At 38.3% G+C, this 25,791-nt stretch carries 23 protein-coding genes; 4 read left to right on the forward strand and 19 right to left on the reverse strand.

The annotated features are described in order from the left end of the window. Positions 1-199: 199 nt before the first annotated feature. From ABH966_RS00950 to ABH966_RS00975, 6 genes are all read right to left on the reverse strand, one after another. Entirely contained in the window at positions 200-1,867 is a 1,668-nt protein-coding gene (locus ABH966_RS00950) for a ribonuclease J (RefSeq protein ID WP_370075180.1), read from the reverse strand. 434 nt (positions 1,868-2,301) lie between these two features. Further along, positions 2,302-3,219, reverse strand: coding sequence for a 4-hydroxy-tetrahydrodipicolinate synthase (gene dapA / locus ABH966_RS00955; RefSeq protein ID WP_370075181.1), 918 nt, complete (start codon positions 3,217-3,219; stop codon positions 2,302-2,304). A 13-nt stretch (positions 3,220-3,232) separates the two neighbouring features. Continuing rightward, positions 3,233-4,270, reverse strand: a complete 1,038-nt coding sequence (locus tag ABH966_RS00960; protein WP_370075182.1) for an aspartate-semialdehyde dehydrogenase — start codon at positions 4,268-4,270, stop codon at positions 3,233-3,235. Between the two features lie 82 nt (positions 4,271-4,352). Further along, positions 4,353-4,943, reverse strand: a complete 591-nt coding sequence (locus ABH966_RS00965; protein WP_370075183.1) for a dipicolinate synthase subunit B — start codon at positions 4,941-4,943, stop codon at positions 4,353-4,355. Continuing rightward, a complete protein-coding gene (locus tag ABH966_RS00970; RefSeq protein ID WP_370075184.1) occupies positions 4,934-5,716 on the reverse strand; it encodes a dipicolinate synthase in 783 nt (260 codons plus the stop codon). The genes ABH966_RS00965 and ABH966_RS00970 overlap by 10 nt, the downstream gene beginning before the upstream one ends. Before the next feature lie 9 nt (positions 5,717-5,725). Beyond that, positions 5,726-5,989 (reverse strand): YlmC/YmxH family sporulation protein, encoded by a 264-nt coding sequence (locus tag ABH966_RS00975; RefSeq protein WP_370075185.1) that lies wholly within the window; start codon positions 5,987-5,989, stop codon positions 5,726-5,728. Between the two features lie 143 nt (positions 5,990-6,132). On the opposite strand from ABH966_RS00975, the gene ABH966_RS00980 reads away from it, so the two are divergent. The 4 genes from ABH966_RS00980 to ABH966_RS00995 are packed head-to-tail and all read left to right on the forward strand — an operon-like array spanning position 6,133 to position 8,614. Beyond that, positions 6,133-6,510 carry a GntR family transcriptional regulator gene (locus ABH966_RS00980; protein WP_323645092.1) on the forward strand — a complete coding sequence of 126 codons (378 nt, stop codon included), beginning with the start codon at positions 6,133-6,135 and terminating at the stop codon, positions 6,508-6,510. After that, positions 6,511-7,353 (forward strand): ABC transporter ATP-binding protein, encoded by an 843-nt coding sequence (locus tag ABH966_RS00985; RefSeq protein ID WP_370075186.1) that lies wholly within the window; start codon positions 6,511-6,513, stop codon positions 7,351-7,353. It begins immediately after the preceding gene. 2 nt (positions 7,354-7,355) lie between these two features. Then, the gene (locus ABH966_RS00990; RefSeq protein ID WP_370075187.1) at positions 7,356-7,982 is read left to right on the forward strand and encodes an ABC-2 transporter permease; all 627 of its coding nucleotides are present in this window, start codon (positions 7,356-7,358) and stop codon (positions 7,980-7,982) included. Between the two features lie 14 nt (positions 7,983-7,996). Then, entirely contained in the window at positions 7,997-8,614 is a 618-nt protein-coding gene (locus tag ABH966_RS00995; protein ID WP_370075188.1) for an ABC-2 transporter permease, read from the forward strand. A 42-nt stretch (positions 8,615-8,656) separates the two neighbouring features. On the opposite strand, the gene ABH966_RS01000 is transcribed toward ABH966_RS00995, so the two are convergent. The 13 genes from ABH966_RS01000 to ABH966_RS01060 form a co-directional block, all read right to left on the reverse strand. Then, the gene (locus ABH966_RS01000) at positions 8,657-9,880 is read right to left on the reverse strand and encodes a M16 family metallopeptidase (protein WP_370075189.1); all 1,224 of its coding nucleotides are present in this window, start codon (positions 9,878-9,880) and stop codon (positions 8,657-8,659) included. A 358-nt stretch (positions 9,881-10,238) separates the two neighbouring features. Next, positions 10,239-12,353, reverse strand: a complete 2,115-nt coding sequence (gene pnp / locus ABH966_RS01005) for a polyribonucleotide nucleotidyltransferase (RefSeq protein WP_370075190.1) — start codon at positions 12,351-12,353, stop codon at positions 10,239-10,241. A 277-nt stretch (positions 12,354-12,630) separates the two neighbouring features. Beyond that, positions 12,631-12,900: a 30S ribosomal protein S15 gene (gene rpsO / locus ABH966_RS01010; protein ID WP_370075191.1), complete on the reverse strand. Its 270-nt coding sequence runs from the start codon at positions 12,898-12,900 to the stop codon at positions 12,631-12,633. Between the two features lie 463 nt (positions 12,901-13,363). Further along, entirely contained in the window at positions 13,364-14,320 is a 957-nt protein-coding gene (gene ribF, locus ABH966_RS01015) for a riboflavin biosynthesis protein RibF (protein WP_370075192.1), read from the reverse strand. Between the two features lie 13 nt (positions 14,321-14,333). Then, positions 14,334-15,245 carry a tRNA pseudouridine(55) synthase TruB gene (gene truB, locus ABH966_RS01020; protein WP_370075193.1) on the reverse strand — a complete coding sequence of 304 codons (912 nt, stop codon included), beginning with the start codon at positions 15,243-15,245 and terminating at the stop codon, positions 14,334-14,336. A gap of 241 nt (positions 15,246-15,486) precedes the next feature. Next, complete coding sequence (rbfA, locus tag ABH966_RS01025; RefSeq protein ID WP_100543905.1) at positions 15,487-15,828, reverse strand: 30S ribosome-binding factor RbfA; 342 nt, start codon at positions 15,826-15,828, stop codon at positions 15,487-15,489. A 104-nt stretch (positions 15,829-15,932) separates the two neighbouring features. Next, the gene (locus ABH966_RS01030) at positions 15,933-16,211 is read right to left on the reverse strand and encodes a DUF503 domain-containing protein (protein ID WP_370075194.1); all 279 of its coding nucleotides are present in this window, start codon (positions 16,209-16,211) and stop codon (positions 15,933-15,935) included. Further along, the gene (infB, locus tag ABH966_RS01035; RefSeq protein ID WP_370075195.1) at positions 16,211-18,466 is read right to left on the reverse strand and encodes a translation initiation factor IF-2; all 2,256 of its coding nucleotides are present in this window, start codon (positions 18,464-18,466) and stop codon (positions 16,211-16,213) included. The genes ABH966_RS01030 and infB overlap by 1 nt, the downstream gene beginning before the upstream one ends. Positions 18,467-18,480: 14 nt before the next feature. Further along, positions 18,481-18,792, reverse strand: a complete 312-nt coding sequence (locus tag ABH966_RS01040) for a YlxQ family RNA-binding protein (RefSeq protein WP_370075196.1) — start codon at positions 18,790-18,792, stop codon at positions 18,481-18,483. After that, entirely contained in the window at positions 18,789-19,067 is a 279-nt protein-coding gene (gene rnpM / locus ABH966_RS01045) for an RNase P modulator RnpM (protein WP_053594244.1), read from the reverse strand. The genes ABH966_RS01040 and rnpM overlap by 4 nt, the downstream gene beginning before the upstream one ends. A gap of 167 nt (positions 19,068-19,234) precedes the next feature. Next, a complete protein-coding gene (gene nusA, locus ABH966_RS01050; RefSeq protein ID WP_337991268.1) occupies positions 19,235-20,374 on the reverse strand; it encodes a transcription termination factor NusA in 1,140 nt (379 codons plus the stop codon). 31 nt (positions 20,375-20,405) lie between these two features. Then, positions 20,406-20,876, reverse strand: a complete 471-nt coding sequence (gene rimP, locus ABH966_RS01055) for a ribosome maturation factor RimP (RefSeq protein WP_142507439.1) — start codon at positions 20,874-20,876, stop codon at positions 20,406-20,408. 496 nt (positions 20,877-21,372) lie between these two features. Further along, positions 21,373-25,704: a PolC-type DNA polymerase III gene (locus tag ABH966_RS01060; RefSeq protein WP_370075197.1), complete on the reverse strand. Its 4,332-nt coding sequence runs from the start codon at positions 25,702-25,704 to the stop codon at positions 21,373-21,375. Between the last annotated feature and the right edge of the window lie 87 nt (positions 25,705-25,791).

The raw sequence follows: 25,791 nt of genomic DNA on the forward strand, positions 1-25,791 counted from the left end.
GACGTGATGATTTTAGCCTTCGTTTCTCTATTGCTAATCCCCAAGGAGTCACCCAGCCTTCACCCCAATCAACTTATATAAATGATATATGTTTCAACAAATGCCATTCCCAACTTTTAGGTTTGAGCCAAAAAAAGGATTTTCCACCGTTTACATTCGGTTAGAAAATCCTTTTTCATTCAACGATGATGTTTCATTTTTAATATTCCATAATGATTGGGATAATCATTGGGCGGCGCTTCGTTTTTTGGAATAAATACGTATTCAGTGTATCTCGAATTTCTTGTTTAATGTTTGTCCATTCAAATGTATCTTTACCAACGTATTTTTCAATAACAGTTTTCGCAATCTCAGAAGCTTCTACCATTAATTCTTCTGATTCGCGTACATATACGAAACCACGCGATAAAATTTCCGGACCAGATGCAATTTTCTTTTGAGCACGGTTTAACGTTACAACAACAATGAAAATTCCATCCTGCGATAATAACTTACGATCGCGAAGTACGATGTTGCCTACATCGCCAACACCAATACCGTCTATTAATACATTACCAGCTTGTACACGGCCACTCATTCGCATTTTACCATTTTTATATTCTACAATATCCCCTTTATCGGCGATAAAAATTTGTGATTTTTGCATACCTAGTTGTTGAGCAAGCTTAGAGTGAGCAATAAGCATACGGTACTCACCTTGCACAGGGATAAAGTACTTCGGTTGCATTAAATTTAACATTAATTTTAAATCCTCTTGGCTACCGTGACCCGACACATGTACATTTTTGCTAGATGTTAGAATCTCAGCGCCTGCTTTTGCGATAGAGTTCATCGTATTAGCCATCTGTACTTCCATACTAGGAGATGGTGTAAAAGTAATTAATACGGTATCATCTTGCTTTATTTTAATGTCTCGGTGATGTTTGCGGACGATTTTCTCTAATGCATCAAGTGGCTCCCCTTTATTACCTGTAGCAATAATAATAATCTCATCATCTTGATATTTTTGCATTTCTGAGATAGGGATGATTGTATCTTCCCCAGCCGTTAAGTAACCTAGCTGTACACCTAAATCCACAGCTTTTTCTAAAGGTTTTCCTACGATGACTACTTTACGGAAAGACTTTTGAGCTTGTGTAAATACTTGTTGAACACGGATAAAATTCGATGCATAAACAGCAACTAAAATACGACCTGGTGCTGAATGGAATGTTTTTGATAATTGCTCTTCAATCACAATCTCAGATGTCGTATAACCTGGTCGTTCAGCTTCACTCGACTCAGATAATAGAATAAATACGCCTTCTTCCCCTAACTGAGCCATTTTTGCTAAATCAGGCTTAAATTTACCTGTCGCTGATTGATCGAATTTAAACTCCCCTGTATGAACAATTGCTCCTTCAGATGTATGGAACACTACCCCTAACGAATCGGGAATACTATGTGTTGTATGGAAGAATGTCACATACGTTGAGTTAAAATTCATACGACTACGGTTCGTAACCTCAAAGAATTTCACCTGATGTGGTGCAGGCAATTCTTTTAAATGTTCCTTTGCAAGTGCAATTGTTAATTTTGATCCGTACACTGGCGCTTTCACTTTTTGTAATACATAGGCAATCGAGCCAATTGCATCTTCATGACCATGTGTTAAGAAAATGCCTTTCACACGATCTTTATTTTCTTCTAAATACGTAATATCCGGAATTACGATATCAATGCCCAGCATTTCGTCTTCAGGGAACATTAAGCCGCTATCCACTACAAATAGCTCTTCGTCAATTTCTACTACGTACATTGCTTTCCCAATTTCGCCCACGCCACCAAGTGGGATGATGCGAATTAATTCATTTTTCTTTTTTGTCAATTTATTTCCTCCTAAAAATATCCCGAACAGCAACCACTTAAAATTTATTATACGGTTTGCAAAGCTTTTGCACAAATTAAAAATTCAACTTTCATGATAGAAACAGAAATTTATTGCAAATTTTATTACTAATAGATGGAAAGCAGGTTGAGTATGTGGCATTGTGAAAGGTCTAATTTTTGTCTTTTATTTAGTGACGTAGGTTTTTGGAATGGGATATATCGCCGTTTGTAAACCATTCTCTGTATGGTTGTTCTAGCGCCTGAGCGGATATTAGCTGTACCTGAGCAGTTTCCACTCCTACCCGAGCGGATCTCCGCCTTACCTGAGGGGGCCTCCCTACGGATCAACGGTCTTATTCTTTATATTTCTAACAAAAGAAAAAAGACCGTAAACAAACTAAAAAATCTCACGTTTGTTTACGGTCTAAGGATTTAACTAAAGGTACTTATTTTTCTAAAGCTTTTCGCTTTTTCTTGATACGTATCCCAAATTCGGTCAAAGTTTGCTTTTTCTTCATCTGTCATTTCCATCATTGGCAGGCGAACATTAAGTGTATCAAAGCCTAATTTGGTCATCGCGTATTTTACAGGCGATGGGTTTGGCTGTGCGAACAACGCACGTACAAGTGGTAATAATGCTCGGTGAATTTTGGCTGCTAGCTCGTGATTTCCTTCTTCAAACGCTTTAATCATTAATTGCATATCATTTCCAACAACATGAGCAGCAACTGAAATAATCCCTGCTCCACCTATTGCTAGTAGTGGAAGTGTTAAACCATCGTCCCCACTATACACGAAGAAATCATCATCTGAATCAACATTCTCAATAATATCGCCCATTTGATCTAAATTTCCACTCGCTTCTTTAATCCATGAAATATTAGGAATTTTACTTAAAGCAACGGAAGTTTCATAGGCAACATTGACACCTGTACGTCCTGGCACGTTATAAAGCATGACAGGTAAACTTGTTTCTTTTGCAATTGTTTCAAAATGCGCAAAAATACCGCGTTGATTTGGCTTATTATAATATGGTGCTACAAGCATGATACCATCTGCACCATTTTCTTCTGCCTTGTGCGTCATTGCAATAGAGTAAGCAGTCTCGTTATCCCCTGTACCTGCAATTACGGGTACACGGCCTGCTACTTTTTCTACTGTAAAGCGTACAACTTCAATTTTTTCTTCTGTGGACATAGTTGGGTTTTCAGAGGTTGTGCCACATGCGACAATACAATCTGTACCATTATCAATCAAATAATTAATAATACGTTCTAGTTCTGGATAATTAATCGTGCCATCTTCTTTGAACGGCGTAATCATCGCCGTTCCAATTCGACCTAAATTCATCCTTACACCCCTCTTATAGTAAGTTATCCTCCAGCATTGCTTCTGCAATTTGAATAGAGTTTAATGCAGCGCCTTTTAAAAGATTGTCAGAAACGATCCATAGATGGAATCCTTTTTTATTGTCTAAATCTTGTCGGATACGTCCTACATAAGTAGCATCTTCCCCTTCTGCATAGATAGGCATTGGGTAAGTTTGTGTTGCGATATCATCTTGTAATACTACACCTGGTGCACTGCGTAATACTTCAAAAATCGCCTGTACCGTTGCTTCTTTTTCTACTTCAATATAAACAGATTCAGAGTGTCCTGAAACGACTGGCACACGAACACAAGTTGCTGCTACGTTTAGCTCTGGTGCATGCATGATTTTCTTCGTTTCATTAATCATTTTCATTTCTTCGTATGTAAAGCCATTGTCTGTAAATTTATCAATTTGTGGAATGACATTACGAGCGATTGGATAATGACGTTTGTCGCTACCAGAAGGTAAAATATTTGCTTCTACATCCTTACCTGCATCCCAATTTTCACTTTGTGCCTTTAATTCTTGAATAGCAGAAATACCTGCACCTGAAACTGCTTGGTATGTTGATACAATAATTTTTCTTAAGCCAAATTCATTACGAATAGGTTCAAGTGCAGCCATCATTTGAATTGTAGAGCAGTTTGGATTCGCAATAATCCCTTTATGCTTAGCAAGATCGCCACGATTTACTTCAGGCACAACTAGTGGTACCTCTGGATCCATGCGGAAATGGCTCGTATTATCGATCACTACGGCACCACGTTTTGCCGCTTCTGGCGCTAACTCCGCTGATACAGAACCACCAGCTGAGAATAAAGCGACATTGACGCCTTCAAAAGCTTCAGGTGTCGCTTCTTCAATTGTATATGTCTTACCATTAAATTCGATTGGTTTCCCTGCTGAACGTGCAGAAGCTAAGAACTTAATATCTCCGATTGGAAAATTCCGTTTAATTAGCTGTTCCATCATTTTTGTGCCTACTGCCCCTGTTGCTCCAACAACCGCAACTGTTAACTGCTTTGTCATCTGTCATCTCTCCTTGAATACATGTTACATAATGTGTGCTATTGTATCACAAAAATACTGAAAATTGTGTGCAATTCGTGAATTATTTGAAATATTGTATAAACAGTGGTTGTAATTGCTTTTTCTCCGTAATCGCTTCATGAACAGTTGCGACCATTTGATCAAAATCAGCAATCAAGGAATTTGGCTTGGAATGTGGGGAGTCTTGCCCGAATGGAATAAAGTAAATGTTTTTAGCATTTAGCAGTCTCATAATATTCATACCATTTAAGCCAAGTGCATCATTTGTTGAGATGCCTAGGACAACAGGCGAACCGTTACGTAATGTTGCCTTAGCAGCCATCAAGACCGGACTATCTGTTGCTGCATTAGCAAATTTACTAATACTATTGCCAGTCATCGGCGCTATAACCATCGCATCCAATGGATTGGATGGTCCGAATGGTTCTGCCTCTTTAATAGAGGATATAACCTTTTCTCCAGTCAATTCCTCTATTTTTGCAATCCACTCCTCCCCGGTACCAAAACGCGTAGCCGCATGTAACACGGAATGCGTAATTATTGGAACAACTGTTGCTCCTGCATCTATAAAGTTTTGAATTTTAGGTACTACATCCTCATACGTACAGTGAGAGGCTGTAATACCTAAACCAATTCGTTTACCTAATAGCAATTTTCTTCCTCCTCTATTGCCTTGCACAATATTGTAGCTGCATCATGTGCAAAGTATTTCCCAGGTAATGATGGCAATAGTACGTACGTTTGTAATTGCTCAGTGTCTATATCTAAACAGCCAGGCTCTGAAGCCAAATCATATAGGACAGCTGGGACATGATCTAGGAATGATTCTGTAATCCATTTAGCTGGAATCGTATTGATAAAAATCCCATCATTAATTGACCATTTGCGGTCGTCTAAATTCGTAGCTTTATAACCATATGCCTTTGCTTCACTCACTTGTACAACTGAACGCGCAACTATATGGACATTAGCGCCCATCTTGACGAGTAAAGAGGCGAGCATTTTGGCTGTGCGTCCAAAACCTGCGATAGTAAAGTTTTGTCCGTAAATGCATTTTTGCTCGAGTCCGTAAAACGTGGCGATAAATCCCTCGGCTGTTAATCGTGCGTTTTGCCAAATAAAAGATTCTTGTTGTAAATAACAATTTGTTTCATTCTTCTCAAGCAATTGCTTCCAATGCATAGTCAAACGCCCTGTATAAAACTTAACTTGAGATATCCCATAAAGCTGTTCCACTTCAATTTTTAGTGGAAGGATGGGAAGAATAATTCTATTTGGTTGAAATTCTAATACAAGTTTATTTAACTCTTCATTCCAAACTGATGTTCTTTTATAAAATACCGTTCTCGATGGGCTTCTTAGCATTGTAGCTAATTCCTTTAACCTTAGATCCTCACCGATAACAAGCCATTTTTCATTTTCCAAAAGCTCACCTCACTGTAAAAATTCTGACTGAACCGTCGTTGTTTTGTTAAATAAAATACGATCTTCTCCAATTAGTATAATTTCATGCCAAGGTATCATTTCACTAACTTTTACTTTCTTTTTTTGGAATGGCAATTTATCTTTAACAATCTCAAAACCATGAATCTTTCCTGTTTGCACATCTATTAGACATTCTGTATGTGCCAATATACCAAAATGTACGCCACCCTCAACTTGAATTAACTCTTTATCCACCATCTCTGATAGTAGCATTCCTCATCTCCCTCCTTGAACCGTTACCCCAATATATGCCGAGTTTTTGCAATTCGTGACCCTTACCCAAAGTATGAAAATATTGCATTTATTAACCATACTGTGTATAGTGTGTATATACAGTCGTGTGAGGTGAGAAATTTGTGCATATTCATTTAAGCAACGCAAGTGATAAACCCATCTATGAGCAAATAACCGTACAGCTTAAGGAAGCGATACTAGCCAATAAATTACAGGCAGGTGACGCACTACCATCTATTCGTGCACTTGCAAAGGATTTAAAAATTAGCGTTATGACAACGAAGCGAGCTTATGCTGATTTAGAGCGAGATGGATTTATCGAAACAGTAGCTGGAAAAGGAAGTTTTGTTACAGAACGAAATCAAGATTTTCTACGAGAGGAATTATTACGTCAAGTTGAGGAGCATATGCAAAAAGCAGTGAAAACGGCCAAAACTGCTGGGCTGACAAAAGAAGAAGTACAGGAGTTACTTTCATTAATTTTGGAGGAGGACAACTAAATGAATGCTATTGAAGTTCATGATTTACATAAAAGCTTTGAAGGGTTTTCTCTTAATGATGTAAGTTTTTCAGTACCTCAAGGCACTGTCATGGGTTTTGTAGGAGAAAACGGTGCTGGGAAGTCTACTACAATTAAATGCATACTTAACCTACTCAAAAAAGAATATGGCGAAATTTTGCTATTTGGTAAGGATATTGTCGAACATGAATTATCGATAAAAAACGACATCGGTGTGGTTTTTGACGATTTACATGTGCCTGAAACACTTAATGCGGCGCAACTCGACAAAATTATGAAAAAAGTTTTTAAAACATGGGATTCAGGCTATTATTTTGAGCGATTAGCACAATTTAAAGTTCCGGAGAGGAAGAAGGTTAAAGAATTATCCCGAGGAATGAGGATGAAGCTTTCCATAGCATTAGCATTGTCGCATCATCCAAAACTTTTAATTTTAGATGAACCAACGAGTGGGCTAGATCCGATTATACGTGATGAAATTCTCGATTTATTTTTAACGTTTATGCAGGATGAAACACATAGCATCCTGTTTTCTTCTCATATAACAAGTGATTTAGAAAAGATAGCTGACTACATTACACTCATTCATAATGGGGAAATTTTATTTAGCGAAAGTAAGGATGTACTTGTCTATGAGTACGGCATATTTAAAGGAAATAATGAGGAAGTAAGCGTAATACCAGAACATGCCATTATAAGAAAACGTAATGGAGCCTTTGGAATAGAAGCCTTGGTTCTAAAAAATGAAGTAAATGAGGTATTTTCCCTTGAAAAGCCTTCTATAGAAGATATCATGCTATTTTATGTGAAGGGTAGTGTTTGAACATGGCAGGTCTTATCTTAAAAGATTTAATGTCGATTCAACGTCAAATTAAAACACAGGCCTTCGTGCTAATTTTTTTCCTATTTATATCAATTTTTATGCAACAAGGTTTAATGCTCTTTACAATAATTATATTTATCGTGACCTTTCAAACTATAACTGCTCTTACCTATGATGAACAAAGCAGTTGGGATAAATATGCAAATACTTTACCCATTTCAAAAGGGGACATAATACTTAGTAAATATATACTTAGCATCCTTCTTATGCTTTTTGGGCTTATACTCGCACTACCGATTGTATTTATTATTCATCGTTTTACGAATAACTGGGCATCAGCAGAGTTTTTTCCAACATTTAATCTTCTTGTGACATTAGCCTTTTGTATGTTAGCACTATTATTACCGATCTACATTAAATTTGGTTCTATAAAGGGAAGAATGGTTCTTATTGCTCTTTGCTTCATACCCGGTTTCTTATTTGGTCTTTTAAAAGAGTATGTTCCAGATATGACATTAACATTATCCAACTTAAAAAAGTATATGTTTTTTGCTCCTTTTGCTGGCCTTTTAATCTTATGGCTGTCCTCTCTTATTTCAACCGCAATTTATCAACGTAAAGAATTCTAGGAGGGAAAGAGACAATGCAGGCTTTACTTTTACAAAGAATTATGGTCCAAAAATGGTCCATTCTTTTTGCAGTTATTATTTGTATGATCATAAGTTACATGAAAATACCTTTTTTAGATAATCCCGCAATAGTAATATTTGCTGTAGTTTTTTCTGCTTCCATTGTTGGAGGAATCTATGAGGACGATCAAAAAGTAAAATGGGAATTGTTTGTCAATAGTCTGCCTTTGACGAGAAAAACACAGCTACAAGCTGATTTTCTATATTGTCACGGCATCGTGATGCTACTTTTTGTTCTAATAGCACCTGCTTATTTTTCTCAAAATGTAGCTGATGGTAATTTTTCAGAGCATTTTGCCATGTACTTCGCCTATATTAGCAGTGCTTCTTTACTCATCTCCATTCAGTTTTATATCCATCATCTAGACGAGACAAAGCGGATGAGTTATTTTAGAATGATAACAGCCATCTTCCTTATTTTTATAATTAATTTCCCTATCCATTACTTTTTATCACAAGTAGTCGGAAACTTTTTGATAATTATTTTAATTCCTTCAATCATAAGTATAATCATTAGTAATTTTATTTTACTTCAAACCCATACCTTATATTTAGCAAGAGAGGTTTTTTAAAGAAACTGAATAGAGAAAAGGTTGCCTAAATGGCAACCTTTTCTAAGCCTCTGGGCCAATAATTGAAATGGCTGGCTCAGCTTTCAAGATTTTTGCTATTAAGCGATCTACCGATTCCATAGATACGGCCTCGATGGACGCTAATACTTCGTCTACAGAACGATGTCTGCGATGCACTAACTCACTTGTACCGTTGCGATTCATTCGAGCGCCTGTCCCCTCTAGACCGAGTACAAAACTACCCTTCAGCTGCTCCTTCGCATTCATAAGTTCTTCCTCGGTCACACCACCTGCTACGATATCAAGTAATGTCGCATCAATTGTATGTTGAAGCTGTGATAATTGCTGACGACTTGTACTACCATAAATCGTAAATGCGCCAACATCTGCATAACAGGATTGATAAGAAAATATTGAATAGGCTAAACCACGTTCTTCTCGTACTTCTTGGAACAGACGAGAGCTCATATTACCACCAATAATATTATTAAGTGCAATAAAGCTATACATATCTGGATTTTTCACACCAATTGCTGGATAAGAAATGGCCAAATGCGCTTGCTCCGTATCGCGAGTTTTTGAAATCTCTCCTGGATAAAAATGAGGATTCGAAAGCACAGGCTCTACCGCAAGTGGAGATGGCTGGTATTGGCCAAATAAGTCTTCAATTGTTTGCATGAGCTTCGCAGAAATATTTCCCGCTATTGAAATAACAACTGATTCTGGACCATAATGTTTCGCCATATAGTTACGTATCATATCTGCTGTAAAATTTTTTAAAGTAGTCGCAGTTCCGAGAATTGGACGACCGAGTGCGTCGTTTGGATACATGACTCCCCATAGCTTTTCATGAACATCGTCATCAGCTGCGTCTTCACTCATTAATATTTCCTCTAGTACAACTTGCCTTTCCTTCTCTAACTCTTCCTCTGCAAACGAAGAATTAAAGAACATATCCGCTAATATTGTAACTGCAAGCTCTGCATGATGGTCTAAAACCTTTGCATAATAACAAGTGTTTTCCTTGGATGTAAAGGCATTTAACTCTCCACCAATTCGGTCAAATTCTTCAGCAATTTGGCGAGCTGTTCGAGTTTTTGTCCCTTTAAAAAGCATGTGTTCTATAAAATGCGTAATGCCATTTTCCTCTGGAAGCTCATAACGAGATCCTGCATTAACAAAAATGCCTAGCGCAACGGATCTTACATGATCGATTTGCTCAGACACAATACGAACACCATTCTGACATGTATGTACTTGTACCAAAAAATCTCCCCCAATTTATCTCTGGTTCTACATCAAAGGCATAATGTGGGATCATCACCAAAACGTGTGGTTGATTTCCGTTCCGACTGGGCGCTTTGTTGTTGCTGTCGCTTCGCTTTCGCACAGATAAAACAATTGCTGCCGCTTCGCTTTCGCACAGCGCAAAGCTTCCTATGGGCGTCCATTCTCCACTCCAATCAACTTAATTACATAGTATACGTTTTACCAAAAGTCATTCACGACTTTTAGTGATGAACCATAATGTGAAGCTTCCCCCAAAATATCCCTTATTGAACCATTTTCCTTATACTTGATTTAAAAAAGGCTGCGCATTATACGCAGCCTTTTCTACAATTTATTATTTATCTTGCTCAGCGCGTTCTTTTTCCTCTTGAATCACAACTTTACGAGATAAATTCACACGACCTTGCTTGTCAATTTCAATAACTTTTACAAGTAATTGATCGCCAAGTTTTAAGACATCTTCAACTTGTTTTGTACGTTCCTCTTGAATTTCAGAGATGTGAAGTAAGCCGTCTTTCCCAGGGAATATTTCACAGAACGCACCGAATTTTTCAATACGTTTAACTGTTGATAAGTAATACTCGCCAACTTTTGCTTCACGTACGATGTCTTCGATAATTTGTTTTGCACGAGCGTTCATTTCTTCATCTGCAGAAGAGATGTAAATTGTACCATCTTGCTCAGTATCAATTTTTACGCCAGTTTCTTCAATAATTTTGTTAATTTGTTTACCACCAGGTCCGATGACATCGCGAATTTTATCAGGATTGATTTTCACGATTACAATTTTCGGTGCAAATGTAGATAATTTTCCACGTGGTTCCGCAAGAGTAGCAAGCATTGATTCTAAAATGTGCATACGGCCAATTTTAGCTTGTGTTAATGCTTCTTCTAAAATATTACGTGATAAACCATCAATTTTAATGTCCATTTGAAGTGCTGTTACACCTTTAGCTGTACCAGCAACTTTAAAGTCCATATCTCCAAGGTGGTCTTCCATACCTTGAATATCAGTTAAAATAGAGTAATGTTCGTCTTTTTTAATAAGACCCATCGCAATACCTGCTACAGGTGCTTTTAATGGAACACCAGCATCCATCATCGCTAACGTTGAAGCACAGATAGAAGCTTGAGATGTAGAACCGTTTGACTCAAGTACTTCCGATACACAACGGATTGTATATGGGAATACAGACTCATCTGGAATAACCGCATCAAGAGCACGCTCTCCTAGTGCACCATGACCGATTTCACGACGACCTGGTCCACGAATTGGGCCAGTTTCTCCTACAGAGAATTGCGGGAAGTTATAGTGATGCATAAAGCGTTTTGATTCTTCTACACCTAAACCGTCGATAATTTGTACATCCCCAAGTGCACCTAATGTACAAATAGAAAGGGCCTGTGTTTGTCCACGCGTAAATAATGCTGAACCATGAGTACGTTGCAATAAGCCTGTTTCAGAAGAAAGTGGACGGATTTCGTCTAACTTACGACCATCTGGACGAACTTTATCTTCTGTAATTTGACGACGTACTTCGTCTTTAACCATTTTATCTAGAATTGTATGAACTTGCTTCATTGTTACTTCATCCGCTTCTTGCTCTTCATAAGAAGCAATAACACGATCTTTTACTGCTTTAATAGCCTCATCACGTGCATGTTTTTCAGCAGTTTGAATAGCATCATGCATGTCAGTCTCACAAATTGCTTTTATATCTGCTTGAATCGCTTCATCAATTTCAAATAATGTTACAGGTAATTTTTCTTTCCCTACTTCTGCAACGATTTGCTCTTGGAAAGCAATAATTTTTTTGATTTCTTCATGACCGAACATAATGGCTTCAAGCATTACTTCTTCCGGTACTTCTAGTGCACCAGCTTCAACCATGTTGATAGCATCCTTGTTACCTGCTACAGATAAATGGACTGTTGACTGATTAGATTGTTCTACTGTTGGGTTCACGATAAATTTACCGTCAATATATCCAACTTGTACACCTGCAATCGGTCCATCAAATGGAATATCCGAAATAGCTAACGCTAATGATGAACCAACCATTGCAGCCATTTCAGACGTGCAATCCGGATCGTTAGACATGACCATCGAAATCGCTTGTACTTCATTACGGAAACCGTCTGGGAACATCGGACGAATTGGACGGTCGATTAAACGGCTTGCTAGTATTGCTTTTTCAGATGGACGGCCTTCACGTTTAATAAAGCCACCAGGAATTTTACCTGCTGCGTATAAACGTTCTTCATAGTTTACTGTTAATGGGAAGAAATCAAGTGGTTTCGGTGATTTTGACATTGTTGCTGTTGAAAGTACTGATGTATCACCATAGCGTACTAATACGGCCCCATTTGCTTGTTTTGCTAACTGTCCAACTTCGATTACTAGTGGACGGCCAGCCCATTCATAGGAATAGACTTTCTTTTCGTTCATTCAATGAACCCCTCTCTATTATAAAAACACTTACTTCGTCTGTATGTACTAATAGTAAGTGTACCAAAAATGCTTGTTCTATGCTAAATATTTCATCAAATAATCATACATTTAAATTCAGTTATTGCCAATTTATTTAGGATTTATTTCTATATTTGATTGAAACAAATTTTTTTGCTTGAAATTCATGTCATATATGCTTTTTTAAAGCTTACTGTCTTCTTAATGTTTATAAACATAAAGAAAAAGCGGGATTAATCCCGCTTTTCGATTGCAATTAGCGACGTAAGCCTAAACGAGTGATTAGTTCACGGTAACGTTGTACGTCAGTTTCACGAAGATATTTTAATAAGTGACGACGACGACCTACCATTTTAAGAAGACCACGCTCAGAGTGGAAATCTTTTTTGTGTGTACGTAAGTGCGAGTTTAGAGCGTTAATTTCCTCTGTTAATACTGCAACTTGTACTTCTGGAGAACCAGTGTCACTTTCGTGAGTACGGAACTCAGCAATTAGTTCGTTTTTACGTTGTTTTGAAATAGCCATTTGTATGGACCTCCTAAATAATTGTTTATCCCCATTAGCACAGTATTCGTTGGAGTCATCGATATACCGAGCTAAGGTTAAGCATATTATGCACTTATGAATGTTACCATAAATCAAAAGGTCAAGCAAGTGTTAACGTAAGCGCCTATTCATAGGCTAAAGCAGATTTAAGCTCATCACCATAACGTGAAGTTGATTTCCGTTCCGACTGGGCGCTTTGTTGTTGCTGTCGCTACGCTTACGCACAGAGCAAAGCTTCCTGGGGGCGTCCGATGAGCCGCTTGGGGCAACAGGATGTTTTTTGCGCGAAAGCGTAGTGCTAACGTAGCGTCAGCAACACGATGTTGGTCACGAAGGCGTTATCACAGGACGTGATGGTTTTAGCCTTCGTTCCTCTTAATCGCTAATCCCCAAGGAGTCGCCCAGCCTCCACTCCAATCAACTTATATTCATGGTATACGTTTTAACTTTTGCTAATAACCTTAAAATATTCAATTGCTTCCTGTTTATCTTTTTCGATTTGGGCTTTCAAAGCTTCAATGCCATCGAATTTTCGTTCACTTCTTATACGTTTATACCAAGCGACATGCACTTCTTCACCGTAAATATTTTTTTCGAAGTTTAATATATGGACTTCGATGGATAATTGTTTGTCGTTTGGATCTTTAAATGTTGGTTTATAGCCTACATTACATACACCATCATACCAGTTATTTTGTACAAGTACTCGAACCGCATATACACCGCTTGCTGGAATATAAGTCCCCTCTAACGCTTGGACATTTGCAGTTGGGAAACCTATTGTGCGTCCTCGCTTATCACCATGTATAACGATACCCGTAACTTCAAATGGTCGTCCTAGGAGCAATCTTGCTTCTTCCATATCTCCCTCTTGCAAAAGCTTACGGATACGTGTAGAGCTAATTTTTTCGATATCATCCGTTTTCTTTTCAACAACCGTTACGCCGTAATCTCCATTGCTCAATGCACGCATATCTTCCATTGTACCTTTACCAAATGCACCAAAAGAATAATCAAAGCCAGCTGTAACATGTTGAATGTTCAACCCACGAATAAATGTATCAATAAATGCATCAGGTGAAAGCTTTGCAAAATCAGATGTGAAATGCACAACAAATGCTGTATCAACACCCAGTTCTTCAAAAAGCTGCAATTTTTGCTGTAATAACGTTATATAAAATACTTTTTCGTTACGTCCGCCAAGCACTAAAGAAGGATGTGGATCGAATGTCATAACAGCCGTTGGAATTTGACGCTTGTCTCCTTCTTCCTTCGCTGCCTTAATAACTGCCTGATGCCCTCTATGTACACCATCAAAAAAACCAAGTGCCAATGAATATGGCTGTATGCTTTCTCGTTGCTGTAGTTGGTGTGGGTATTTTAAATGAATGACCTCCATACTAAAAATCCTCCTACTCTATCGTTGGAAACATCTTATGTGGCTTCATAAACCCTTCCTTTGTAGGATGGGCATGATAGACCGCAATTGCTTTCCCACTGATTCCAAAAACAATTTTATCATGTATCTTTAATAATGCATCTGCGGGAAGCACTTGTCCATTGAAAATTTCTTTTTCGTTCGCGGAAGTGATCTCCATATATGGATAATCTGTTAATGCATACTCAACTGGTAAAATGCATGTATCAATTTGTTCAGCTTCCATCAGTTCAGCAACTTGTGCCAACGTAAAGCAATTCTCTTGCGTAAATGTACCTGAGGCTGTACGTACGAGCTCTTTCATATGTGCTGGATAGCCAAGTGCCGCTCCGATTTGCACAGCTAGTGTTCGAATATACGTCCCTTTACTACACTCTATACGTACTGGGAATGTAATTTCTTCCCCTTCATATATTTCTACATCATCTAGTAGTTCTAATGCATAAATAGTAACTTGTCGTGTAGGTCTTTCGACAATTTCGCCTTTTCGAGCATATTCATAGAGACGTTTACCATTTACTTTGACAGCTGAAAACATCGGTGGCGTTTGTTGAATAACACCTGTTAGCGATGCTAAAACCTCTTGCAATTGAGTACGTGTGAACTTTTTATTCGTACTATTTTGCTCAACCGTTTCCCCTTCTGCATCCTCAGTTGTCGTTGTACGGCCAATTGAAATAACAGCTTCATAGGTTTTTCCTGCATCAGTTAAGTATTCTGCGATGCGTGTTGCTTGACCAATACAAATAGGAAGAACTCCCTCAACACCTGGATCAAGTGTGCCTGTATGGCCAACTTTTTTAGTACGTAAAATTTTTCGTAATTTAAAGACGCAATCATGACTTGTCATGCCACGTTCTTTCCAAAGCGGTAAAATACCGTTCATAAATTTCCTCCTCAATTCATTTTTAGCTTTGTTTTTCCGCTACAGTTTTATATAGATGAATGCCCTGACACTTCTGCTGAAAACATGACTAGCAGGAGACTGGGCAATCGATGGAAAGCCGCCAGAACGTTTAATGAAGCTTTACAAAAATGATAGAGTCACAAATGTTCTGTTGCCTTTCCGTTGAATGTAAAAAGTCTGCCTGCATGAACATGCATATGGCAGACTTTTTTAGTTAAACTTATTCTTCGTGTAAACCACGTAGCAATGAATCAATACGGTTACCATATTCAATCGATGAATCGAATTCAAAGATTAGTTCTGGTGTACGACGTAAACGGATTCGTGACCCGATTTCTGAGCGAATGAAACCAGAAGCCTTTAATAAAGCTTTTAATGTTTCCTCTTTTTCACGTTCATTGCCTAGAGTTGTAATATAAATTGTCGCTTGTTGTAAATCACCTGTCACCTCAACACCAGTAACAGTAACGAAACCAACACGCGGATCTTTTATTTTACGTCCAATAATGTCACCGAGCTCTTTTTTCATTTGCTCAGCGACACGGTTTGAGCGTAGAGACATAGTTTGTCACCTCAATTTCGATGTACAGAAAGTTATGTCTTCACTTGTACATATATTTACATACAAGGTATGACTAAATCATACAACACAACTTCTAATGTTACTTATAAATAGTCTCGCCACACATTTAACTGTTCCCAAGCCGGATTTGACTGTAAGTAGTGAAGCGCATGATTAATTTCACGCTCGGCTGCTTCTTTTGAAGAAGAAACAGCAACAAGCGCTAATTTAGTGCGTTGCCATACATTTTGATGGTCAATTTCAGCAATGGATATATTAAATTTTTGCTTAGTGCGGGTAAGCATACGCTGTAGGACAGCACGTTTTTCCTTCAACGAATGGGCAGTTTGAATCATGAATTCAACCTCTGCATAAACAATCATTATGCACGTTTAACTTCTTCCATAATATAGGCTTCAATAATGTCGCCTTCTTTAATATCGTTGAAGTTTGTGATTGTAATACCACATTCATAACCTCTTGCAACTTCTTTAACTTCATCTTTGAAACGTTTAAGTGTATCTAATTCACCTTCAAAAATTACTACATTGTCACGGATTACACGTACGCCAGAATCACGAGTTACTTTACCTTCTGTTACGTATGAACCAGCAATTGTACCAACTTTTGATACTTTAATTGTTTGTCGAACTTCTGCTTGACCAATAATTTTTTCTACGAATTCTGGATCAAGCATACCTTTCATTGCTTGTTCAATTTCCTCGATTACTTTATAAATAATGCGGTGTAGACGAATATCTACGCCCTCTTCTTCTGCTGCACGTTTTGCATTGACATCTGGACGAACGTTGAAGCCAATAACAATTGCATTTGAAGCCGCAGCAAGAGAAATATCTGATTCTGTAATCGCACCAGCGCCAGTGTGAATAATTTTCACGTTTACGCCTTCAACATCAATTTTCATTAATGATGCAGCCATAGCTTCTACAGTACCTTGAACGTCAGCTTTAACAATTAAGTTTAGCTCTTTCATTTCGCCTTGACTCATTTGTTCGAATAAGTTATCAAGTGTTACGCGTTGTTTTTCTGAGCGTTGTGCTTGAATTGCTGACATTGCACGAGTTTCTCCAACTTGGCGTGCTGTTTTTTCGTCTTCAAAGACAACGAAACGGTCACCAGCTTGTGGTACATCATTTAAGCCTGTGATTTCTACTGGTGTTGATGGTCCAGCTTCTTTCACACGACGGCCTTTATCATTCACCATAGCACGTACTCGCCCATAAGTATGGCCGACAACAATTGGGTCTCCAATTTTTAATGTTCCATCTTGTACTAAAAGTGTTGCAACAGAGCCTCGACCTTTATCTAGCTGTGCTTCAATTACTGTACCAAGTGCTAAGCGATCAGGGTTTGCTTTCAATTCTCCAACTTCAGCGATAAGTAAAATCATTTCAAGTAATGTGTCAATGCCTTCACCTTTTAATGCAGAGATTGGTACGAAAATAGTTTCGCCACCCCAAGCTTCGGGAACTAGGCCATGCTCTGTTAACTCTTGCATCACACGGTCTGGATTAGCTGAAGGTTTATCCATTTTATTGACTGCAACAATAATTGGTACTTCTGCTGCTTTTGCGTGGTTAATCGCTTCTACTGTTTGTGGCATAACACCATCATCCGCAGCTACTACTAAAATCGTTAAATCCGTTACTTTCGCACCACGCGCACGCATAGTTGTAAACGCAGCGTGTCCTGGTGTATCTAGGAACGTAATTTTTTTGTCGCCTTCAGTTACTTGATAAGCACCGATATGCTGAGTAATACCACCAGCTTCGACAGCTGTAACTTTAGTATTGCGAATAGAGTCTAACAATGTAGTTTTACCATGGTCAACGTGACCCATAATTGTTACTACCGGGGGACGTTCTGATAATTCTGCCTCGTTAACTTCTTCTGTTTGTTCGAAGTGTGTTTCTAAATCCGTAATATCTACACGAATTTCTTCTTCAACTTCTACACCATAGTCTGCGCAAATTAATTCAATTGCATCCTTATCTAATTCTTGGTTAATTGTTGCCATTACACCAAGCATAAATAATTTTTTAATAACTTCTGATGGCTCACGGTGTAATTTTTTTGCTAATTCCGCTACGGAAAGTGATTCAACAAAAGTAATTTTTTCTGGTAATTCCTTTTGTTTCACTGGTAGACTTGGTTGATGTGTTTTTGGATGGCGACGTTTTCCGCCATGAATTCCTGGTTTTGGACGTTGGTTGTAACCTCCGCCGCCTCTACGATTATTATTATTATTGTTATTATTATTATTATTTGTCATATTTCGATTTTGACTACCTTTTGTATTCTTAGATTTTTCGTTAGACGAATTTGAGTTTTGATACGTTTGTTGCTGATTATTTGCTTTAGGCTTGGAAGTAGCAGATTGCTGCTTTTGCCCATCTTGCTTTTTCACCGATTGCTGTGATTTTTGCGATACATTTTGAGTAGGTTGCTTTACGTCTCTTATAGTTTTAAATGTTTGGTTTAACTTTGCCACTATGTCTTTTTCTAACATTGACATATGGTTTGTTACGCTAACATTTAATTTATTTAGTGCTTCAATAACCTCTTTACTCGTTTTATTCACTTGTTTCGCATATTCATGAACTCTGATTTTGGTCATCTGCTCACCCCCGATTATTTTTCGTTGAGTAGACTAGACAATTTGCTTGCAAAACCTTTATCGGTAATAGCTAAAGCCACTCGGGCCTCCTTACCTGTAGCATGTCCTAGATCATAACGATCACCAATTACATGATACTCAACGTTGTAATACGTGCATTTATCTTGAATTTTTTTGCCAGAGTTTTTAGAAGCATCGTTTGCAAGCAGTACTAGCTTAGCATTACCATTGCGGACTTCCTTTACTACTAACTCTTCCCCTGAAATCACTTTACGGGCTCTTGCCGCTATTCCAAGCAAATTATACACCGCTTGATTATTAATCATATAATAGACTCCCTACGAATTAACAAAATAAGCTCATCGTAGATTTCTTCAGGGATTTTTACATCAAGTTGGTGCCCTAAAACATTTTTCTTACGGGCGATTTCAATCGCTTTTTCCGATTTAGATACATAGGCACCACGTCCGGGTTTTTTTCCGGAGATATCAACACTTACCTCGCCCTCTTTCGAACGAACGACACGAATCATTTCTTTCTTTGGTAGCATTTCTCCGGTAGCTACACATTTTCGAAGAGGTACTTTTTTATTAATAGCCATAAGAATCACCTTTCCTCTCTGAAGCTTGTCGTAAGAGGTGGACTAGCCATGCACTACATTCGTTATATATATTTATATTTTTCAATGTAGGCTCTGCCATTATTCAGTCGACGCAGCCCAACGCCCACTGAATAATGGCAGCTAACTAGTCACACGGGCTTTCTTACTTATTCTTCGTCGTCTTGATATAAGTCAACTGTCACATCATCAAAATCACTTTCTTCATCCTCAGCAGGTACGAAAGTGCTTGTTGCAGATGGATAAATACCTAACTCACGAGCATCTGTTTCACTCTTAATATCAATTTTCCAGCCAGTTAGCTTAGCAGCTAAACGAGCATTTTGACCACGTTTACCAATTGCTAGTGATAGTTGATAGTCTGGAACAACAACAGTAGTAGATTTTTCTTCTTCATTGACTTGAACGTCTAAAACTTTAGATGGACTAAGAGCATTTGCTACAAATACAACTGGGTCTTCTGACCATTCAACGATATCGATTTTTTCGCCGTTTAATTCATTGACAATTGTTTGCACACGCGCGCCTTTTGCTCCTACACATGAACCTACTGGATCTACCTCTTCGTTATGTGCATAAACAGAAATTTTAGAACGATCTCCTGCTTCACGAGCAATTGATTTAATTTCTACAATACCTTCATAAATTTCAGGTACTTCCATTTCAAATAAGCGACGTAATAAACCAGGATGTGTGCGTGAAACAATAACTTGTGGTCCGCGCGTTGTACGTTCAACCTTTGTAATATAAACCTTGATGCGATCGTGTGGATGGTATGTTTCACCTTGAATTTGTTCGTTTTGTGGTAATGCAGCCTCTACTTTTCCAAGACCTACGTAAATATTACGAGCATCTAGACGCTCAACTACACCCGTCACGATATCATCTTCACGGTCCACATATTGCTCGTAAATTAAGCCGCGTTCTGCTTCGCGAACACGTTGTGTAACAACTTGTTTCGCTGTCTGTGCAGCAATACGACCAAAGTTTCGAGGTGTTACTTCCTGCTCAACCACATCTTCTAACTGGTATGCAGGGTTGATTGCCTTGGCATCTTCTTCAGAGATTTGTAAACGGTCATCTTCTACTTCTTCGACAACATCTTTGCGTGAGAAGACACGAATAGAGCCCTTATCTAAATTTAAGTCAACACGAACATTTTGTGCTTGATTGAAGTTGCGTTTGTAAGCTGTAACTAATGCCGCTTCTATTGCTTCAATTAACACATCTCTTGAAATTCCTTTTTGTTCTTCTAGCGCATTTAGCGCATCTAACAAATCACTACTCATTTTTGTTTTCACTCCTAAATATGCATTATGCTTAGAAATCGATGGCTAGTCGTGCCAATGCGATTTTTTCTTGTTCAATTGTTACAGTAATTTTACGCGTTTTAATGCGTACTTCCATCACTAATGTATGTTCATCGTATGACGTTAAGTAGCCTTGGAATTCCTTCATGTCCTTGATGGGCTCATAGGTTTTAACATAAATAAATTTGCCAATCGCATTTTCAAAATCAGTATCTTTTTTTAATGGACGTTCTGCTCCAGGTGAAGAAACTTCTAAATAATAGTTTTGTGTAATTGGATCATTTTCATCCAATAGCAAACTTAGTCGTTCACTAACTTGAGCACATTGTTCAATGTCAATTCCACCTTCAGGTGTATCCACATAAACACGTAAAAACCAGTTACGTCCTTCTTTTACGAACTCGACATCTACAAGCTCAAGATTTAACTCTTCAACAATCGGTTTGGCGAGCTCTTCAATTAAAGATGGTACTTTGCTCATTATTTCCTCCTGCATCTATCAAATTCTGGCGTAATAAAACAGAAATTCCACCAGTAGCTTTGGTGAAATTTAACGGTCTTACCTGCTGTTAGTCAAAAATTTGTTTTGCTACGGTATAACAACAGAAAAGAGCGGGAAGGTCCCACTCTTTTGCTGGAAAAATATCAACAAATTATTACCATTAGGATAGCATAGTTTACAGCACAATGCAAATTTCCTTTTTCTAGACATCTCATCTAATCAATTATGCCTCGACTTAATTGCGTCTGGAAATTGAAAATTGTGCTTAAATTAGGCTCTTCACCATAACGAGTGGGTTGATTTCCGTTCCGGCTGGGCGCTTTCCTAGGGGCGTCCAGCCTTCACTTCAATCAGCTTATTTACATGATATACATTTAAACAAATTTCACCCTCAGCTTTATAAGCCTTAATTTGAACATAAGGCTTATAAGTTATTCGTTATTGATGATGATCCCTTTAGACTAACCTTCTTATTTTAGAAAAGTGATAATTGATTCGCATCAGGCATTCCTTCTAAACAACCCAATTGATCCATGTATTCAATCAATGTCTTGGATACTCGACCTCGTTGCTGTAAATCTTCCTTCGATAAAAATTCGCCGTCCTCACGTGCTGCCACAATTTGTTTCGCAACGTTTGTACCAAGTCCAGGAATCGCATCGAATGGTGGAATTAAAGAGTTCCCATCAATGATAAATTCACTAGCCTGCGAACGATATAAATCGACCTTCTGGAAGCTCATCCCACGCTCACACATTTCAAGTGCTAGTTCCATCACAGTTAATAGGTTTTTTTCTTTTGTTGAAGCATCTAAGCCCTTTATATTGATTTCATCAATTTTTGCACGAATCATTTGCGAGCCCTGTACCATGGCAATTAAATCAAAATCATCTGCACGTACTGTGAAATACGCTGCATAATAAAGAATCGGGAAATGTACTTTAAACCATGCAATACGAACAGCCATTAACACGTAAGCTGCCGCATGGGCTTTCGGGAACATGTATTTTATCTTTTTACATGAATCGATATACCAACCTGGTACTTTATTCGCCAGCATTTCTGCCTCAAACTCTTCAGATAAACCTTTCCCTTTACGCACGGACTCCATAATTTTAAATGCCAGTGAAGGTTCTAACCCTTGGTAAATTAAATACACCATAATATCGTCACGACAGCCAATTACTTCTTTCAGCACACATGTACCGTTTTGAATTAACTCTTGCGCATTACCAAGCCATACATCTGTTCCGTGTGAAAGTCCTGAAATTTGCACAAGCTCTGAGAATGTTGATGGCTTCGTATCTTCAAGCATTTGGCGTACAAAACGAGTACCGAACTCAGGAATACCGAGTGTTCCCGTCTTACAGCCAATTTGTTTTTCTGTTACGTCTAAAGATTCTGGAGAACTAAAGATTTTCATAACGACTGGATCATCTGTTGGAATCGTTTTTGGATCTATCCCTGATAAATCCTGCAACATACGAATCACAGTCGGATCATCGTGCCCTAGAATATCAAGCTTTAAAATATTATCGTGAATAGAATGGAAATCAAAGTGCGTCGTACGCCATTCTGCATCCTGAGCATCCGCAGGGAATTGCACTGGTGAGAAGTCAAAGATATCCATATAATCTGGTACTACGATAATTCCACCAGGGTGTTGCCCTGATGTACGTTTTACGCCTGTACAACCTTGTACTAAGCGATCTACCTCGGCACCGCGGAAATGCAAGTTGTTATCACTAGCATAGCCCTTTACATAGCCATACGCCGTTTTTTCCGCAACTGTACCGATTGTTCCAGCACGATATACATAATCTTCACCGAATAATACCTTCGTATAGTTATGGGCTTGTGGTTGATATTCCCCCGAGAAATTCAAATCAATATCAGGTACCTTATCTCCCTTAAAGCCAAGGAACGTTTCGAATGGGATATCTTGCCCATCTTTTTTATAGGGTGTCCCACATTCCGTACAATCTTTATTTGGTAAGTCAAAGCCTGAGCTTACTGAACCATCATTAAAAAACTCGGAATGCTTACAATTTGGACAAACATAATGAGGTGGCAGAGGATTTACTTCAGTAATCTCCATAAAGGTCGCTACTAATGAAGATCCAACTGATCCACGAGAACCTACTAGATAGCCATCCGCTAATGATTTTTTCACAAGCTTCGCAGAAATTAAATAAATTACGCCGAAACCATGGCCTAAAATTGACTTTAATTCCTTTTCAATTCGGGCCTTCACGATTTCTGGTAGTTCTTCTCCGTATATAAGATGTGCCATTTCATAGGTTAAATTTGTAACCTCATCATCTGAGCCTTCAATTTTTGGTGTATATAAATCATCTTTAATCGGCTTAACATCACCAATCATATCTGCTACTTTTTGAGAGTTGGTGACAACTACTTCCTTCGCAAGATCCGGCCCTAAAAAATCAAATTCTTCAAGCATTTCATCAGTCGTTCTAAAATGAACTTCAGGTAGCTTTGATCTATTTAAGATGTTGGCACCACCTTGAGAGCCAATTAGTATTTGTCTGAACATCCCATCTGTCGGGTCTAAGTAATGGACATTACCGGTAGCTACAACTGGCTTATCGATTTTCTTCCCTAGCTTTACAAGCTTGCGAATAATATCTTCAAGTGTCCATTCATCACGTACGACATTGCGCTCAATTAACGGTGCATACACCGCCTTTGGTTGAACTTCAATATAATCATAAAATCTCGCAACTTGTTCTGCTTCCTCTGGGGATTTATTCATCATCGTCTCAAATAATTCGCCATTACTACAACCTGATCCGACTAATAAACCTTCTCTATATTGCTCTAGAACCGCTCTTGTTACGCGAGGTACACGATAGAAAGTTTTTGTATGGGAGTGGGTGACTAGTTTAAATAAATTTTTTAGTCCAGCATTATCTACCGCTAATATTGTGCAGTGCATTGGTCGTCCCTTTTTATAAGCATCTCCACCACCAACATGCTTATTAAAGTCGTCGTGGTATTTAATATCTAATTCATCTGCATCTTTTAACAGCTGTAAAAGTAAATAACCCGTTGCCTCTGTATCATAAATAGCCCTGTGATGCTGGGTTAATTCAATATTGAATTTTTTACAAAGTGTATTTAAACGATGGTTTTTCATCGTTGGATAAAGCATTCTCGCAAGCTCCAACGTATCAATAACTGGATGAATCGTTCCCTCTAGCCCAAATTTTTTATAGCCTGTGTATAAAAAGCCCATATCAAACGATGCATTGTGGGCTACTACTATGCCATCTCCGATAAATTCATGGAACTCCTTAATGACTTGCTCTACTTCTGGCGCGTTACGTACCATATCATCTGTAATACCTGTCAGTTCGATGGTCGTTGCTGAAAGTGAATGATGTGGATTGGCAAAGCTTTCGTATTTGTCTATCACATTTCCATCTTGAATTTTAACTGCAGCAAGCTCAATAATAGTATCGTAAGCAGTAGATAGACCTGTCGTCTCTACGTCAAACACGACATAGGTAGTATCAGCTAATAATCGGTTTTCAGGTGCATACGCAATCGGTACACCATCATCTATTAAATTAGCCTCCATGCCATAAATAACTTTTATGCCATGCTTTTTCCCTGCTGCATAGGCCTCTGGAAAGGATTGCACAACAGCATGGTCAGTAATAGCCACAGCTGGATGACCCCACTTTGCAGCCTGCTCAACGAGTCTACCAACTGGTGTCACAGCATCCATTTGACTCATTGGTGTATGCAAATGTAATTCAACTCGTTTTTCTCCCTCTGGCGCCTTATCCTGTCGTGTTGCTTTTTTAATTTCATTGATATCATTTGCCATAACAATTAAATCACGAATGAATGTGTCAGTTTGTACAGAGCCTCGGACTTTTACCCACATGCCTTTTTTCAAATACTTCATAAGTTCCGCATCATCATTATCACGTGAGAACATTTTTACTACTATAGAATCCGTATAGTCGGTAATTTTAATTTGTAATAAAGAGCGACCACTTTTCAGCTCCCTAATTTCCGTATCAAAAACAAAACCTTCTATGATAACACGGCGTTCTTCCTCAACAATGCGTTTAATTTCCATTGTTTCATCATCTTTAATTAACATACCAAGTTGGAATGGACGGTCACCAAGGTTCGCAATAGCTGGATTTTCTTTCTTCTCCTGCTCACGTTTTTGGTAATCTTGTATCGCTTGCTGAGCTAAAGCTGCTTCCTCTAAACGCCTCTGTTCCATGAAAGCTTCCTGTGCCGCAATCATTTCTTCCGTTTGTTCTTGAAGCACAAAATCTATCACAATGTGTGGAAAGCCAAAGTAACTATAGCTTTCGGAAAGCTTTTCTGCATACTTCGTTTTCAGCATCATAAATTCCATTTCTTGCATGCAAGATAAAGTGATTTTTTGCCCATTCCACATAGGCATTTGCGATGCTAGACAATTTTTTAAAGGTGGCGCCATCTCATCTATTTGTTCTACTACTGTTAGCCAATATTGTTGGACAAGTTCTTCCGTAACATTTTTCTCTACCGTATCGAAAGTTGTGTGGATTTGAGCGATCGCTGAAAATTTTTCAGTCAAACGAGTACGAAATAGTTGGTATAGTTGAAAAGGAAGTATATCTCGTAATTTAATGGTAAAATTCCATAGCCTGTTCTTTTTGTGTACAGTTAGTCGTGATAATTCACCTTCTTCAAAAAAGGACATATACACATCTTCTGTTAACTCTAGTTGTTGCAAGAGCATTTGAAACTTCGTTCTTGCTTCTTGTTGCTGTTCCAATCTATTGACACCTACTTTCAGAAAGAGGCAGTCTTAAAAGCCCCTTGTTTTATTTCCTCACCAACGTTAACGAATCAAAGAAAAAAT

It is taken from the genome of Lysinibacillus sp. RC46, assembly GCF_041262385.1.
Taxonomy (GTDB): domain Bacteria; phylum Bacillota; class Bacilli; order Bacillales_A; family Planococcaceae; genus Lysinibacillus.